The 17,152-nt window shown below is 62.1% G+C and carries 5 protein-coding genes and 5 pseudogenes; 8 read left to right on the top strand and 2 right to left on the bottom strand.

The window, feature by feature from the left end; genetic code table 11:
• Positions 1 to 34 precede the first annotated feature (34 nt).
• A complete protein-coding gene (locus EI171_RS00610) occupies positions 35 to 316 on the top strand; it encodes a LexA family transcriptional regulator (RefSeq protein WP_161532303.1) in 282 nt (93 codons plus the stop codon).
• Here the strand turns inward: EI171_RS00610 and EI171_RS00615 are convergent.
• Positions 308 to 445: a hypothetical protein gene (locus EI171_RS00615; protein ID WP_161532304.1), complete on the bottom strand. Its 138-nt coding sequence runs from the start codon at positions 443 to 445 to the stop codon at positions 308 to 310. The two genes, EI171_RS00610 and EI171_RS00615, sit on opposite strands and share 9 nt — an antisense overlap.
• Positions 446 to 721: 276 nt before the next feature.
• On the opposite strand from EI171_RS00615, the gene EI171_RS46360 reads away from it, so the two are divergent.
• The 7 genes and pseudogenes from EI171_RS46360 to EI171_RS46580 all read left to right on the top strand — a co-directional run.
• Positions 722 to 844: a hypothetical protein gene (locus EI171_RS46360; RefSeq protein ID WP_256380380.1), complete on the top strand. Its 123-nt coding sequence runs from the start codon at positions 722 to 724 to the stop codon at positions 842 to 844.
• A gap of 351 nt (positions 845 to 1,195) precedes the next feature.
• Positions 1,196 to 2,587 carry an aspartate aminotransferase family protein gene (locus EI171_RS00625; RefSeq protein ID WP_161532331.1) on the top strand — a complete coding sequence of 464 codons (1,392 nt, stop codon included), beginning with the start codon at positions 1,196 to 1,198 and terminating at the stop codon, positions 2,585 to 2,587.
• Positions 2,588 to 2,809: 222 nt separating this feature from the next.
• A pseudogene (locus EI171_RS00630) lies at positions 2,810 to 3,115 on the top strand (transposase); the annotation flags it as partial.
• A 68-nt stretch (positions 3,116 to 3,183) separates the two neighbouring features.
• Positions 3,184 to 4,312: pseudogene (locus tag EI171_RS00635) on the top strand (IS3-like element ISRj2 family transposase).
• A 143-nt stretch (positions 4,313 to 4,455) separates the two neighbouring features.
• Positions 4,456 to 4,635, top strand: a pseudogene (locus tag EI171_RS00640) (IS6 family transposase); the annotation flags it as partial.
• 786 nt (positions 4,636 to 5,421) lie between these two features.
• Positions 5,422 to 14,596: pseudogene (locus EI171_RS00645) on the top strand (amino acid adenylation domain-containing protein); the annotation flags it as partial.
• A gap of 123 nt (positions 14,597 to 14,719) precedes the next feature.
• A pseudogene (locus tag EI171_RS46580) lies at positions 14,720 to 15,478 on the top strand (thioesterase domain-containing protein); the annotation flags it as partial.
• 510 nt (positions 15,479 to 15,988) lie between these two features.
• Here EI171_RS46580 and EI171_RS00655 read toward each other — a convergent pair.
• Positions 15,989 to 17,118 (bottom strand): IS3-like element ISRj2 family transposase gene (locus tag EI171_RS00655; protein ID WP_086023025.1). Its coding sequence is split into 2 segments (ribosomal slippage): positions 15,989 to 16,866 and positions 16,866 to 17,118, totalling 1,131 coding nucleotides; the frame shifts between segments, so codons are not numbered across the junction.
• Positions 17,119 to 17,152: the final 34 nt, after the last annotated feature.

Genomic DNA, 17,152 nt, shown 5'->3' on the forward strand with positions numbered 1-17,152 from the left:
TGCCTCCTTGTCGGAGGCCGGGACGAATCCAGTGATGAGTCAAAAATCAGGCGCGCACTTCACCGAGAAGCAGGGACATTACCTGGCCTTCATCCATACCTACGCCTACATGTTCGGACGCCCACCCGCCGAAGCCGACATCCAGCGCCACTTCCGCGCCAGCCCGCCTTCGGTCCACCAGATGATTGTCACCCTCGAACGAAACGGCTTCATCCGACGTCAACCCGGCGTCCCCAGACGCATCGAAATCCTCGTGCCGCCGGAAAGCTTGCCGATCCTCGAATGGCTCGGTATCAAAACGTCAAAATCACTGTGATGAACCGACGCATGGAACCTCGCCTGCCACCACCCCCATGGTCTGCGTCGTTATCTTCTGTTCCGGCATGAGCGGATACAGGTCAAGCCGGCCGCTGAATACAACAGCGATCCGGCCGCCGTCATCCATGATTTCGATCCCTTTCCAATGACGAGCGGGTGCTGCAAATCGTTGGCCGGTGAGCGGAGATCCTTTCGGGTTTCCGCTCCCCGTCGCCGCCATTTGTCGCTATGCTGTCGGTTGCGCCGGGGTGGTGGTGGTGGTGGAAGGCGCGGGTGCCGGTTGGGAGTGAGCCTACAAGCTTTGGCAGGCGACCAACTCAACGAGTTAAGGTATTCTGGGGAAACTCGGTCTCGCGGATCACCGCGCCAAGCCGGGACACCGACGAGATCAAGGAGATCACTGATGGCCCACAAGAAACTGGTCAATCAGAGCGGGTTGTTGCTTGCAGTGTTACTCATCACGCGTGTTGGCTCGGAGCCCAACCAGCCCGTGACGATGCGCGGCAGCAGCTGGGATACGTGCTAAACACACATGACACGCTGGCCTTCAGAGGAGCGGACGGCCTGAACGTGGTGGGCTCGAATACGTAACCGCGGTCCTCGGCGCTACGACCACCGACTCTCTACGGCCTGAACGCCGCCGGCAGTTTGATGGAAGCTCCCGTCGGCGACTAACGCGTCCCGGAAATCCGACGCTTTGTCGTGCTTGGACATCGTCACCTTAGACAGTGCGTTTAAGCCTGTCGTCAGGCATAGGCACACGCGAATCCCTTTAAAGCGATCGTCAACCACGACTGTCGCAAGGCCCAGAGAAGCCGGAAACGGACCGGCGCTTCCGCACATGATGCTCCGGTCCCTATCCAATTCTGAACCGATGATGACGCCGACCATGCTGCCCAGTTCTCAACAGGCCCGAGATGTGGCCTATCAGCTTCACGCCTATACCAACGCGCGGTCGCACCAACGGGCCGGGCCGCTCATAATTGAACGCGGCGAGGGCCCCTACGTCTTCGACACGGCAGGAAAACGCTACCTCGATGCGATGGCCGGTCTCTGGAGTGCGGGTCTTGGCTTCAGCGAAAAGCGGCTTATCGAAGCCGCGCATCGCCAGATGCAAATCCTGCCATTCTATCATACCTTCGCATCACGATCGAATGGGCCTTCCATCACGCTTGCCGAGAAGCTGGTGAAGATGTCTCCGGTGCCAATGAGTAAGGTGTTCTTCACAAATTCCGGCTCGGAAGCGAACGATACGGTGTTGAAGCTGATCGCCTATCGATCGAATGCAGCGGGCCAACCTCAGCGTAAGAAGGTCATCAGCCGGCTGCGCGGCTATCACGGCGTCACGATCGGTGCGGCAAGCCTGACCGGATTTTCAGACAACCACCGCTCTTTCGATCTGCCGCTCCCCAACATTATGCACACGGGCTCCCCCCATTTCTACAAAGACAGCCGTGCGGGCGAATCGGAGGAGGCCTTTGCAACGCGTCGGGCCGAGGAGCTCGAGTCGCTGATTCAGCGCGAAGGTGCCGATACCATTGCAGCATTCTTCGGTGAGCCTGTAATGGGCGCGGGCGGCGTCATCGTTCCGCCGCCGACTTACTGGGACAAAATTCAAAGGGTACTAAAAACGCATAGCATCCTTTTGGTCGCTGATGAGGTGATTTGCGGCTTTGGCCGGACCGGAAAAATGTTCGGTTGCGAAACCTACAACATCGCGCCCGATGTAATCGTGGTGTCGAAGCAGCTCACGTCCAGTTATTTTCCGTTATCTGCGATCATAATGAATGACTACATGTTCGAACCAATCGCGGACGAGAGCAATAAAGTTGGACTGCTGGCTCATGGCTTCACGGGCGGTGGTCACCCGGTCGGAGCCGCCGTAGCGCTCGAAAACCTCAAACTCATCGAGGAGCGGGGTCTGATTGCGAACGTTGGCCGCATCGGGGCCTACATGCAGGAACGGCTGCGCACGCTCGTTGACCATCCACTCGTTGGGGAGGTCCGTGGCGTTGGCCTTATTGCGGCAATCGAGCTGGTGCTGGACAAGAAACGGAAAGTCGCCGCTACTACACCGGGCGATGTTGGCAGCATTGCGAGCCGGTTGCTGCACGAGCGAGGGATCATCGTGCGGAATGTAGACGATGCATTGTCGATATGCCCACCTCTGATCGTCAACAAGGATCAAATCGACGAGCTCATCGACGGGATCACGGGCATGCTCCACGATCTTAAGGCGACTGTAGTTAATTGTCGCGAGCCTCACTAGCGTTCACTCAAATCCGCTTAGTGCGCCGCAAGTCCGATTGTCTGGACATCCATCGTTGTCCGTGAACAAGCCTCCAAGCACTTGATTGGGAGTCTGTTTTCCGGTTGCGACGGCATTTGAGATTGCAAGGGATTGAGGCTTCACAGCCCAAAACCCTGCAATTTCGATTTTGGATTTCCCTGCCGCTGCGAACCGTGATTCTGTGCTGCATTGGAGGCACCGATGCGACCAAAGAAGCATAGGACGACAGGCTCGAACGATCTGTTCCGGTCCCGGCTGGAGCAGATCATCAACATGCGACACGAGCTGGTTCTGCTCGCCGGCAGGGTCGATTGGGACTGGATCGACGGCGAGATCGCGCCGCTCTACAGCGACAACGGCAGGCCGGGTATCGCGACCCGATTCGTGATCGGATTGCTGCTGCTCAAGCACATCTACGGCCTGTCCGATGAGGGGGTGTGCGAGCGCTGGGTCCACGATCCGTACTTCCAGTTCTTCACCGGCGAAGAGAGCTGGCCCCGCAAATTCGGACAGTAGCTTGAGTGGATTTTCTGCCTGACAGCGGCGAGGATTCTTGCTGCGAATCAGGAGCGAAGATGACGAAGAAGAGCCGCCGGACGCATTCTCCGGCATTCAAGGCGAAGGTTGCTTTGGCTGCGGTCAAAGGCGACAAGACCCTGGCGGAGCTGGCGCAACTGTTTGATGTTCATCCGAACCAGATCACGATCTGGAAAAACCAGCTCCTGGAAGGCGCCGCCGGCGTGTTTGGGCATGACAAGACATCGGCCGAGACGCCGGTCGATTTGAAGGCGTTACATGCCAAGATCGGCGAGCTGGCGTTGGAAAACGATTTTTTGTCCGGCGCGCTCACCAAGGCGGGCCTGCTGAGCGCAAAGCGATGATCGACCGCGGTCATGATCTTTCTATCGTGCGCCAGGCGAAGGTCCTGAAGCTGGCTCGCAGCACGGTCTACTATGAACCTCGGCCAGTTTCGGCCGAGGACCTTGCCTTGATGCGTCGGCTCGATGAGCTGCATCTCGATTATCCCTTCGCGGGAGCGCGTATGCTACGATCGTTGCTGCGGCGGGAGGGGTATACGCCGGTCGCCGCCACATCGCGACGCTGATGAAGCGCATGGGGATCGAGGCGGTCTATCGTCGCCCGAACACGAGCAAGCCGGCTCCGGGTCACAAGATCTACCCGTACCTGTTGCGCGGATTGAAGATCGAGCGGCCCGACCATGCGTGGGCAATGGACATCACCTACATTCCGATGCGGCGTGGCTTCGTCTATCTCGCGGCGGTCGTCGATGTGTTCAGCCGACGGGTCCTGGCCCATCGCGTCTCGATCACAATGGAGGCGGCCTTCTGCGTCGAAGCGGTCCAGGAGGCGTTGGCGAAGCACGGCAGGCCCGAGATTTTCAACACGGATCAGGGCAGCCAGTTCACCAGCCTCGAGTTCACCGATGTGCTGCTGGACGCGAAGATCGCCATCAGCATGGACGGCAAGGGCGCCTGGCGCGACAACGTGTTTGTCGAGCGGCTCTGGCGCACGGTCAAATACGAAGAAGTTTATCTCCGCGCCTACGACAGCGTGTCCGAGGCGCGAGCGTCAATTGCCAAGTATCTGGCCTTCTACAATCAGGGACGCCCTCACTCGAGCCTTGACGGGCGCACGCCCGACGAGGCTTACTTCGGCACGCAAGCTATGGTGATGGCCGCATGACCGTCGCCGACGATTTTGTCGTCGCTCTGGTCGGGCTACGCCCTCCCGACGCAACGACAAAATCGTAAAGCCCCGCGTTCAGCATAACCCGGCAGGAATCCACTTAAATCCAGCGGGGCGCTGTCCAAACAACCGGGGCCAGCTCTGTTCACGATCAGGTCGCGAACCTTTTCCACATCCCCTATCCCGGAGCCGCCACCGCCGACTTCCGTCGTGCTTCGCGCGAGCGGGCCTTTGCGACTTGGCGCGAGATCTCCATGACAAGCGCTATCGCCGACTCTCGACCTCTGAGAATCGCCTCCTTCGGCTCGGCGGGCGATTAAGTTGACGATGCCCTTAATCTCGGTGTCCATCAAACCGGCAGTGACCTGGATGGAGTTAGTCCGGCCCGCACCACCCTTGCTTTTTCGCCCCCCCGCCCCCCGCGCATTGCCGCGTGGCTAGTCGGTTGCGGATGTGCTCCGTCAAGCAGGTAACAAGCTGTCGGATTATCCGCGAAGCGAAGCCATCACCCATGCTACGCTGCCTCAAGCCTTGGTTTCAGGAAAAGCTGGAAGGTTTGGAATCGCAGGCTCTCATTCTTGCTGGAGAGCTGCCGAAGGCTGAACTCATCCGACGCCGGCCTGCAACATCTATTGTCAACACCTATGGATGCTTACCGATCTTCGCGCACGCAGTTGCTTGTTTCGGTGATCGTCGCCTTGTCGTCGGTGTTGTTGTTTGAGCTGTGTCTGGTTCACCACATCGATGCCTCAAGTCGAACAGTAAAACTCCTCTATCACGGCTATAGGCGCGTCGTTCTTTGAGGAACTCTCGCGCAACATCGTTGGCACGTCGGTTGCTTAAGATGCGTAGAACTCTGTGACGATCATCTCGTTTCGGTTCGGATTAGACGTTCTCAAATCGGTCCAAATGTAGAAGCGATGGCGTTGTCGCAATCAGGTGCTTGGAGGTGTCGTCTAACCGCTCGGGCTTATGGGCGGGCTCTCTCTCGTTGAAATCACCCCGACCATTGGCGGGTGGCGACAGGTACGGAGGATGTTGATGTTTGTTTCGGCGGCTCAGATGGTCGGCCCGTGGATGCGCGGGCACTCGCGAGGAATTCCGGCATGGATCTAGGCCACCGCCTCCCGACCTTAAGCGAAGCTGAGGCGAGAAGCACAGCAGCTGCCCACGAATTGTTAACATCTCGTGAAGAGTTCTGGCGACAGCGACTAGAGCAGTTCAACATAGTTCAGCTTCCGTTTTCTTCGCTAGAAGGCAAGGCTCCGGCGACATGGCAGTCGAGCGTTTGGCTCGTGCCGAGTGCGTTGGCTGAGCTATCTCCCAGTGATCGCACGGAATTCTTGCTAACTGCTTGGCTGGGCTATCTCGCCCGCATCACGGGGGAATCAGAGCTTCAATTGGGATGGACTCCCGTGCCGAGTGGATCGCGAGCCGGCGTGAAAGCGCTCGAGGTGCTTGTCGCGTCTGTCGTGCCGATGGCAATTACTATCGACCTCGATAATGATTTCGCAGAGGCGCGCACGGCGGTCGCGGCCGAATTCGCTCAGCTGAACGAGCAGGATACCTTTGCGCGGGATCTTATTGCGCGATGCCCGACGTTGCGCGGGGTGGAGGCGCTACGATTGCGCCGGCCCTGGCCGATTGGCGTTACGCTTACCGGAGAGAGCTGTTCTGCTGCTGAAGAGTCGGCTTCGAGCTCCAGTTCTGAGATAGCTCGCTCCGGTGAGTTGCTAACGCTCGAGATTTGCGCTCTGGATGGGAACTTCCGATGGCACTTTGATGCAAGTCGCCTGGAGCCGAATCAGATCGAGCGTATGACACAGCATTTGCAGAATTTGTTGTTTGCTGTGAAGGCCGATGCGCAGCAGCCAGTGTCGCGGGTTGAACTGTTGTCATCCTCTGAGCGGGCGTATCTGTTGGAGGAGCTGAACCGGACCGCTGCGGCCTATCCGTCGGACCGGTGCATCCATGAGCTGTTCGAGGCCCGGGTGCGCCAGGTGCCGGATGCGGTGGCGGTGGTCTATCGGGACCAGCGCGTAAGCTATGGCGAGCTCAATGCGCGGGCCAACCGCCTGGCGCATCATCTGATCGCAATTGGAGTGAAGCCGGACCAGCCGGTGGCGATCTGCCTGCAGCGCAGTCCGATGATGGTGGTGGGGCTGCTGGCGATCCTCAAGGCGGGTGGGGCCTATGTGCCGCTGGACCCGGCCTATCCGAGTGCGCGGCTGCACCAGGTGATCGAGGATGCCACTCCGCAGTTGCTGCTGGCCGATGCGGCCGGCCGCGCGGCGCTGGGCGCTAAGGCGCTGGCCGATCTGACGGTGGTCGATCTGGCGGCGGCGACGCCGGAATGGGCAAATCTGCCAGCGTCGGATCCGGACCCGCGCGCGCTCGGCCTGACCTCGCGCCATCTCGCCTATGTGATCTACACCTCGGGGTCGTCAGGCATGCCTAAGGGCGTGGAAATGCCCCACAGGTCGCTTATGAATTTGCTCTGGTCCTCGCCGGAGTGTGACGCGCCAAAACGACGTACACTTCAGTTCACGACTTTGAATTTCGACGTCTCGTTCCAGGAATTGTTCAGTTGCTGGAGGGACGGCGGGCTGCTCGTGCTGGTGCGGGAAGAGATCCGTGCCGATTTCTCCGAGTTGTTGGACTTTGTGTGGAGAGAAGAGATTGAAAGGCTTTTCCTCCCATTCGTGGCCTTGAATCATTTTGCCGAAGTTTGCTGCGCTCGGGGGACGCTGCTGCCTTCTTTGAGGGAAGTCTATACAGCGGGTGAGCAATTACGAGCCACCCCCGAGATCAGGTCGTTCTTCGAAACGCACCCGAGAGCAAGGTTGATAAATCAGTATGGGCCCACGGAAACCCACGTTGTTACTGAGCACCATCTCGCGGCTGATCCATCATGCTGGCCGCAATTGCCTCCGATTGGCCGTCCGATTGCGAACACGCGGGTGTACCTGCTGGACGGACACGGTGCGCCGGTTCCGTTTGGGGCGGCGGGTGAGCTTTACATTGGCGGGCGGGTGTTGCGCGCGGCTATCTGAACCGGCCGGAGCTGACGGCGGAGCGGTTCATCGCCAGCCCGTTTGTGGACGGCGACCGGCTGTACCGCACTGGCGATCTGGCGCGCTATCTGCCGGACGGCAATCTTGAGTTTTTGTGCCGCAACGACGATCAGGTGAAGATCCGCGGCTTCCGGATTGAGCCGGGCGAGATTGCGGCGCGGCTCATCGAGCATGCCTGGGTGCGCGATGCGGTGGTGGTGGCGCAACAGGATGGCACTGGCGAGAAGCGGCTGGTGGCCTATGTGGTGTGTGCGCCTGAAGCTCGATCGGATGAGCTGGATGTCGCTGGAGCTGAGCTGGCCGCCACGTTGCGGGCGCATGTGGGCGCGCATCTGCCAGACTACATGATGCCGGCGGCGTTTGTGCGGCTGGCGGCCCTGCCGCTGACGGTGAATGGCAAGCTCGATCGCAAGGCGCTGCCGGCGCCGGACGATGAGGCGTATGCGCATCGCGCCTATGAGCCGCCCCAAGGCGAGATCGAGGCGGCGCTGGCACAGATTTGGGCCGAGCTTCTCGGTGTGGAGCGGGTCGGACGCCACGACCACTTCTTCGAACTGGGCGGCCACTCGCTCTTGGCGGTGCAGCTGATGGAGCGGCTGCGGGGGCGGTCGCTGGGGGTCGAGGTGCGGACCTTGTTTGCAAAGCCCGTGCTGGCGGATCTTGCCGCGAGCCTCGGCAGTCATCACGAGGTGGCGGTCCCGGCCAACCTGATCAGCGAACAGAGTCCGGCGATCACGCCAGAGATGCTGCCGCTGATTGAGCTGACGCAGGGCGAGATCGAGCGGATCGTCGCCACAGTGCCCGGCGGCGTCGGCAACATCCAGGACATTTATGGCTTGTCGCCGCTGCAGGACGGCATCCTGTTCCATCATCTGTTGGCGACAAAGGGCGATCCGTACCTGCTGGTCTCGCAGATGGCGTTTGCCGATCGTGACCTGTTGGAGCGCTATCTTGTCGCGGTTCAGCGGGTGGTGGATCGGCACGATATCCTGAGGACGTCATTTGTCTGGGAAGGGCTGTCGCGCCCGGCCCAGGTGGTGTGGCGGGAGGCGCGACTGGAGGTGATCGAGGTCCAGCTGGATGCCGCTCATGGCGGTGGAGCCGAGCAGCTCAGGGATCGGTTTGATCCGCGCCGGCTGCGCATTGAGCTTGGCCGGGCGCCGCTGTTGCGGTTTGTGATCGCGCGCGAGCCCGGCAGTGCGCGCTGGCTGCTGCTGGAGCTGCAGCATCACCTGATCGGGGATCACACCACGCTGGAGGTAATGCACGCCGAGGTCCGGGCCGTGCTGGCGGGACGCGAGCATGAGCTGGCAGCCCCGCAGCCGTTCCGCAATCTGGTGGCGCAGGCGCGGCTTGGCATCGATGCCAAGGCGCATGAAGCGTTCTTCCAGGAGATGCTGGGCGACATCGACGAGCCGACGCTGCCGTTCGGGCTTCGCCAGGTGCATGGCGACGGCAGCGGGATCGGCGAGGCGCATCGGATGCTTCCGCAGGCGCTCAACGATCGGCTGCGCGCTCAGGCGCGGCGGCTCAGGGTGAGCCTTGCGAGCCTGTGCCATCTGGCCTGGGGGCAGGTGGTGGCGCTGAGCAGCGGCCGAGAGCAGGTGGTGTTCGGCACGCTGCTGTTCGGCCGCATGCATGGCGGGGCGGGTGCCGACCGTGCGATGGGTCTGTTCATCAACACGCTGCCGCTGCGGCTTGACCTGGACGGGACCCGGGTCGAGGCGAGCGTGCGGACCACCCATACGCGGCTGGCCGAGCTGCTGGCGCACGAGCATGCCTCGCTGGCGCTGGCGCAACGCTGCAGCGGCGTTGCGGCGCCGGCGCCGCTGTTCAGCGCGCTGTTGAACTACCATCACAACACGCCGGCGGCGATCTCCGCCTCCGCAGCCGATAATGTGCTGTCCGGCGTGGAATGGCTGGGCGGGGAAGAGCGCACCAACTATCCGCTAACCTTGTCGGTGGAGGATTTTGGCGAGGCGCTCGGCCTGACGGCGCAGGTGGCGGAGCCAATCTCTGCGGATCGGGTCTGCGGCTACATGCAGCGGGCGCTCGCGCAGCTGGCAGATGCATTGGAGCAGGCTCCCGACAGGCCGGTGCGGGAGCTGGACATCCTGCCACCTGACGAGCGCGCGTATCTGCTGGAGGAGCTGAACCGGACGGCATCGGCCTGTCCGTCGGACGTGTGCATCCACGAGCTGTTCGAGGCGCAGGTTCGCCGTGCGCCGGACGCGGTGGCGGTGGTCCATGAGGAGGAACGGCTAAGCTATGGCGAGCTGAATGCGCGGGCCAACCGCCTGGCGCATCATCTGATCGGGCTCGGGGTCAGGCCGGACCAGCCGGTGGTGATGTCCGTTGCGCGCAACGTGGCGATGGTGGTCGGGCTTTTGGCGATCCTCAAGGCGGGCGCGGCGTACCTGCCGCTGGACCCGGCCTATCCGCCGGCGCGGCTACGGCAGGTTCTCGACGATGCGGCGCCGCGAGTGCTGCTGGCCGATGCGGCCGGCCGATCCGCGCTGGGCGCCGATGCGCTGGCCGATGTGAGCGTGGTGGATCTGGAGACGGCCATGCCGGCGTGGGCAAACCTGCCGGCGTCGGATCCGGACCCGCGCGCGCTTGGCCTCACCTCACGCCATCTCGCCTATGTGATCTACACCTCCGGATCAACAGGCACCCCTAAGGGGGTCATGGTCGAGCATCGCGGAGTGGTGCGTCTGGTGGCGGAGAACGATTTCGTCGAGATCTCGCCGCAGGACGTTTTTCTCAACGCTTCCTCGCCGACATTCGATGCGACCACGTTCGAAGTCTGGGGAGCCTTGGCGAACGGCGCCAGTGTTGTGCTCTATCCTGAACGCTATCTCTCGACGGCAACGCTGGCCCGGATCATCCGAGACCAAGGCATCACTATCGCTTGGATGACTGCGCGGTTGTTCGACGTCTATGTCGGGGAGGGGCGGAGCACCAGTGGGCTGCAGCAACTGCTGGTCGGGGGCGAAGAGGTCTCAGCCAGTTCCATCAGAGCGTGTCAGAAGCGACATCCGACGCTGCGAATCTCAAATGGCTACGGCCCGACCGAGAACACCACCTTCAGTCTCTGCTACCCGGTGCCTGCTCGCTTCGATGGCCAGCAACGGGTGCCACTGGGACGACCAATCCGGAATTCGGTGGTCTATCTGCTGGATGATCATGGCGGGCTGGTGCCGTTCGGTGCGGTGGGAGAGCTCTGCATTGGCGGGGCGGGGTGGCGCGCGGTTATCTGAACCGGCCCGAGCTGACCGCGGAGCGGTTCATCGCCAGTCCCTTTGTGGACGGCGACCGGCTGTACCGCACCGGCGATCTGGCGCGCTATCTGCCGGACGGCAATCTGGAGTTTTTGGGCCGCAACGACGACCAGGTGAAGATCCGCGGCTTCCGGATCGAGCCGGGCGAGATCGCGGCGCGGCTTTGCGAGCACCCGTTCGTGCGCGAGGCGGTGGTGGTGGCGCACGAGGGCCCCGGCGGCGAGCAGCGTCTTGTCGCCTATGTGGTGTGCGCGCCGGAAGCAGCTTCGAACGGGCTGGAGGGAAGCGAGCTTGCCGGCGCCTTGCGCGCCCACATAAGTGCACACCTGCCGGAGTACATGGTGCCATCGGCGTTCGTGCGGCTGGCGGCGCTGCCGCTGACGGTGAATGGCAAGCTGGACCGCAAGGCGCTGGCTGCGCCGGACGATGAGGCGTATGCGCATCGCGCCTATGAGCCGCCGCAAGGCGAGATCGAGATCACGCTGGCACAGATCTGGGCCGAGCTTCTGGGTGTTGAGCGGGTCGGACGCCACGACCACTTCTTTGCGCTCGGCGGGCACTCGCTGCTGGCGGTGCAACTGATCGAGCGTTTGCGGCGGCGGTCGCTGGGGGTTGAGGTGCGCACGCTGTTCGCCAGGCCGGTGCTGGCCGATCAGGCCGCAAGCCTGGGCAGTCATCAGGAGGTGGCGGTCCCGGCCAATCGGATCACCGAACAGAGTACGGCGATCACGCCAGAGATGTTGCCGCTCATTGAGCTGGCGCAGGGCGAGATCGACCGGATCCTCGCCACAGTGCCCGGCGGCGTCGGCAACATCCAGGACATTTATAGCTTGTCGCCGCTGCAGGACGGCATCCTGTTCCATCATCTGTTGGCGACAATGGGCGATCCGTACCTGCTGGTCTCGCAGATGGCGTTTGCCGATCGTGACCTGTTGGAGCGCTATCTTGCCGCGGTTCAGCGGGTGGTGGACCGGCACGACATTCTGCGCACCTCGTTCGTGTGGGAGGGGCTGTCGCGCCCGGCGCAGGTGGTGTGGCGCCACGCACCGCTGGAGGTGAGCGAGGTCGAGCTGGACGGGTCTGCTGGTCCTGGCGCCGCGCAGCTTAAGGATCGGTTTGATCCGCGCCAGCACCGCATCGATCTTGGCCGAGCGCCCTTGTTGCGGTTTGTGATTGTGCGCGAGCCCGGCCATGGGCGCTGGCTGCTGTTGGAGCTGCAGCATCATCTGATCGGGGATCACACGACGCTGGAGGTGATGCGTGCCGAGGTCCAGGCTGTGCTGGAGGGACGCGAGCACGAGCTGAGCGCGCCACAGCCGTTCCGCAACCTGGTGGCGCAGGCGCGCCTGGGCGTTGATGCAAAGGCGCATGAAGCGTTCTTCCGGGGGTGGCTGGCAGACATCGACGAGCCGAGCACGCCGTTCGGCTTGCGCGAGGTGCGCGGCGACGGCAGCGGGGTTCGAGAGGCGCAGCGGATGCTGCCGCAGCAGCTGAACGCGCGGCTGCGCAGCCAGGCGCGACGGCTGGGGGTGAGCCTGGCGAGCCTGTGCCATCTGGCCTGGGGTCAGGTGGTGGCGCGCAGCAGCGGGCGCGAGCAGGTGGTGTTCGGCACGGTGCTGTTCGGCCGCATGCATGGGGGTGCGGGTGGCGACCGCGCGATGGGCCTGTTCATCAACACCCTGCCGCTGCGGCTTGATCTTGATGGGACCGCGGTCGAGGCGAGCGTGCGAACCACGCATGCCCGGCTGGGCGAGCTTTTGGCGCACGAGCATGCCTCGCTGGCGCTGGCGCAGCGCTGCAGCGGCGTTGCGGCGCCGGCGCCGCTGTTCAGCGCGCTGTTGAACTACCGCCACAACACGCCGGCGGCGATCTCCGCCTCCGCAGCCGATGATGTGCTGTCCGGCGTGGAATGGCTGGGCGAGGAGGAGCGCACCAACTATCCGCTGACCTTGTCGGTGGAGGATTTTGGCGAGGCGCTCGGTCTGACGGCGCAGGTGACGGAGGGCGTCTCAGCGGATCGGGTCTGCGGCTACATGCAGCACACGCTCGCGCAGCTGGCGGAGGCGCTGGAGCATGCGCCGAGCACGCCAGTGCGCGAGCTGGACATCTTGCCAGCCGCCGAGCGCGCCTATCTGCTGGAGGAGCTGAACCGGACGGCGGCGGCCTATCCGTCGGACGTGTGCATCCACGAGCTGTTCGAGGCACAGGTTCGCCGTGCGCCGGACGCGGTGGCGGTGGTCTGCGAGGAGGAGCGGCTAAGCTATCGCGAGCTCAATGCGCGGGCCAACCGCCTGGCGCATCATCTGATCGGGCTCGGGGTCAGGCCGGACCAGCCGGTGGCGATCTGCGTTGCGCGCAGCGTGGCGATGGTGGTCGGGCTTTTGGCGATCCTCAAGGCGGGCGGGGCGTACCTGCCGCTGGACCCGGCCTATCCGCCGGCGCGGCTGCGGCAGGTTCTCGACGATGCCGCTCCGCAGTTGCTGCTGGCCGATGCGGCCGGCCGCGCCGCGCTGGGCGCTAAGGCGCTGGCCGATCTGACGGTGGTCGATCTGGCGGCGGCGACGCCGGAATGGGCAAATCTGCCAGCGTCGGATCCGGACCCGCGCGCGCTTGGGCTGACCTCGCGCCATCTCGCCTATGTGATCTACACCTCCGGCTCAACCGGCACCCCCAAGGGCGTCATGATCGAGCATGCGAGCACGGTGAACCTGCTGCATTGGAGCAGCGGCGTGTTTGCGGAGGAGACCAGCCGCATGCTGTTCTCCACCTCGATCAGTTTTGATCTGTCGGTCTATGAGTGCTTCGTTCCGCTGTCACAAGGAAGCACGCTTTATCTTGTCGAGAGTGCGTTGACGCTGGCGCACACGTCCTTGGATGTCTCCTTGATCAACACAGTCCCCTCGGCGATCGCCTCTCTGGTCGATAACAAAGCCGTGCCGCCCTCGACAAGGGTCATCAATTTGGCGGGCGAGCGGCTGAAGGCAGGCCTCATAGAGAAGGCTTTCGAGAGCAGTCGGGTCGAGAAGATCTGCAATCTGTACGCGCCTTCGGAAACCACGACGTACTCGACCTGGATTTGCATGCGACGGGGAGAGACTGTCGTCGAGACGATTGGCCGTCCGATTGCGAACACGCGGGTGTACCTGCTGGACGGACACGGTGCGCCGGTTCCGTTTGGGGCGGCGGGTGAGCTTTACATTGGCGGGGCGGGTGTTGCGCGCGGCTATCTGAACCGGCCGGAGCTGACGGCGGAGCGGTTCATCGCCAGCCCGTTTGTGGACGGCGACCGGCTGTACCGCACTGGCGATCTGGCGCGCTATCTGCCGGACGGCAATCTTGAGTTTTTGTGCCGCAACGACGATCAGGTGAAGATCCGCGGCTTCCGGATTGAGCCGGGCGAGATTGCGGCGCGGCTCATCGAGCATGCCTGGGTGCGCGATGCGGTGGTGGTGGCGCAACAGGATGGCACTGGCGAGAAGCGGCTGGTGGCCTATGTGGTGTGTGCGCCTGAAGCTCGATCGGATGAGCTGGATGTCGCTGGAGCTGAGCTGGCCGCCACGTTGCGGGCGCATGTGGGCGCGCATCTGCCAGACTACATGATGCCGGCGGCGTTTGTGCGGCTGGCGGCCCTGCCGCTGACGGTGAATGGCAAGCTCGATCGCAAGGCGCTGCCGGCGCCGGACGATGAGGCGTATGCGCATCGCGCCTATGAGCCGCCCCAAGGCGAGATCGAGGCGGCGCTGGCACAGATTTGGGCCGAGCTTCTCGGTGTGGAGCGGGTCGGACGCCACGACCACTTCTTCGAACTGGGCGGCCACTCGCTCTTGGCGGTGCAGCTGCTCAGTCGAGCACTAGAAGCTGGACTGACGTTTAGCGCTGCCGACCTCTTCCAAGCCCCTGTTCTGAGGGAGCTTGCATCGAAGATTCATTTGAAGCGACAGCTCAGCAGCCCGCAAGTGATTTCCATTCTGGAAACGGGATCACAGCCACCGCTCTTCTTTGTTCCCACAGGGTTGGGCGATTGTTCCTATGTCCTCCCCCTCGTGAAGGAAATGGACCTAGACTGTCCGGTCTATGCTTTGCCATGGCCGCATTTCGACGACGTACATCCACCAACTCTTGAGGCAATAGCTGCGGAAGTAATGCTAGCAGTTAGAGAGATCCAGCCACATGGACCGTATCGCTTTGCTGGATACTCATCAGGGGCAATCTTGGCTTACGCAATTGCGCAGCAGTTGCTGAATCTGAATGAACCTGTGTCATTCATGGCCTTTATGGATGCTGCGTTACCTGCAAATCGACGAAGCTTATCGCTGACCCAAATGGCACGGGAAGTGCTACTGGATTCTATGGAATTCTTGGAAGATGAGAGCTTCCGATTCTTAGAACGATTTGCTGCAAACAGCTCGATTGGCCAACTGATTCAAAAGGCACAGCAAATTGGGGCGATACCCCTGGATCGTGATCTAGAAAGCCTTCTTCTGACGTATGAAAAGGCCGCGCAGTTCCAAAGGGCACTGGAATTGTATGAAGTTCCACCTCTTGGAATCGAGATCAACCAGTTTTATGTCAACGCGCCTGTCCGCAGCCGTCGTGCACGACGTCCAATAGGTCAGGAAGCAAGTTCGTCGTCGCGGGGGTGGGACAGGGTTTTGCGTCCCGAGGCCATTCACGCCGTGTCCGTTCCGGGTGACCACACGACGATGATGAACATCCCAGAAAACCGCCGAGTTCTGGCTCGATGCCTTTCGATGGCCTTGACCAATTCACCAGACCGTCGGCGGCAATCGCAGGTGCCGCCGAGCTAGTCTAGAAAAGGATACCTGCAACGTTTCTCTGCACAGCAAGCATGACGAGTAGACCAACGACCAGAAATGGTCCGAACGGGTTCGACGTTCGTGCGGTGACGCCTTGCCCGACAACATGGCGGCAGAGTACTGTGGATCGGCGCGGCTTTTTTGGACGCCGATCCCCCGGCTTAGGGGGTCAATATTGCAAACGATGACGTAATTGCGGTCGGCGCCCGCGACTCAAAAAGGTCCGCTATCTTCAAGCCTTCCCGCAATCTCACGAATCGGAGGGGGCCATGAAGCAATATGTTGGGCTGGATGTCTCGCAAAAAGAAACGTCAGTATGTGTGGTCGACGAAGTGGGTCAGATCTTGTTCGAAGGAGAGCTGGCCCCGGTTGTTTGGACAGCGCCCCGCTGGATTTAAGTGGATTCCTGCCGGGTTATGCTGAACGCGGGGCTTTACGATTTTGTCGTTGCGTCGGGAGGGCGTAGCCCGACCAGAGCGACGACAAAATCGTCGGCGACGGTCATGCGGCCATCACCATAGCTTGCGTGCCGAAGTAAGCCTCGTCGGGCGTGCGCCCGTCAAGGCTCGAGTGAGGGCGTCCCTGATTGTAGAAGGCCAGATACTTGGCAATTGACGCTCGCGCCTCGGACACGCTGTCGTAGGCGCGGAGATAAACTTCTTCGTATTTGACCGTGCGCCAGAGCCGCTCGACAAACACGTTGTCGCGCCAGGCGCCCTTGCCGTCCATGCTGATGGCGATCTTCGCGTCCAGCAGCACATCGGTGAACTCGAGGCTGGTGAACTGGCTGCCCTGATCCGTGTTGAAAATCTCGGGCCTGCCGTGCTTCGCCAACGCCTCCTGGACCGCTTCGACGCAGAAGGCCGCCTCCATTGTGATCGAGACGCGATGGGCCAGGACCCGTCGGCTGAACACATCGACGACCGCCGCGAGATAGACGAAGCCACGCCGCATCGGAATGTAGGTGATGTCCATTGCCCACGCATGGTCGGGCCGCTCGATCTTCAATCCGCGCAACAGGTACGGGTAGATCTTGTGACCCGGAGCCGGCTTGCTCGTGTTCGGGCGACGATAGACCGCCTCGATCCCCATGCGCTTCATCAGCGTCGCGATGTGGCGGCGACCGGCGTATACCCCCTCCCGCCGCAGCAACGATCGTAGCATACGCGCTCCCGCGAAGGGATAATCGAGATGCAGCTCATCGAGCCGACGCATCAAGGCAAGGTCCTCGGCCGAAACTGGCCGAGGTTCATAGTAGACCGTGCTGCGAGCCAGCTTCAGGACCTTCGCCTGGCGCACGATAGAAAGATCATGACCGCGGTCGATCATCGCTTTGCGCTCAGCAGGCCCGCCTTGGTGAGCGCGCCGGACAAAAAATCGTTTTCCAACGCCAGCTCGCCGATCTTGGCATGTAACGCCTTCAAATCGACCGGCGTCTCGGCCGATGTCTTGTCATGCCCAAACACGCCGGCGGCGCCTTCCAGGAGCTGGTTTTTCCAGATCGTGATCTGGTTCGGATGAACATCAAACAGTTGCGCCAGCTCCGCCAGGGTCTTGTCGCCTTTGACCGCAGCCAAAGCAACCTTCGCCTTGAATGCCGGAGAATGCGTCCGGCGGCTCTTCTTCGTCATCTTCGCTCCTGATTCGCAGCAAGAATCCTCGCCG

The organism is Bradyrhizobium sp. LCT2 (genome assembly GCF_009931255.1).
GTDB classification, from domain to species: domain Bacteria; phylum Pseudomonadota; class Alphaproteobacteria; order Rhizobiales; family Xanthobacteraceae; genus Bradyrhizobium; species Bradyrhizobium diazoefficiens.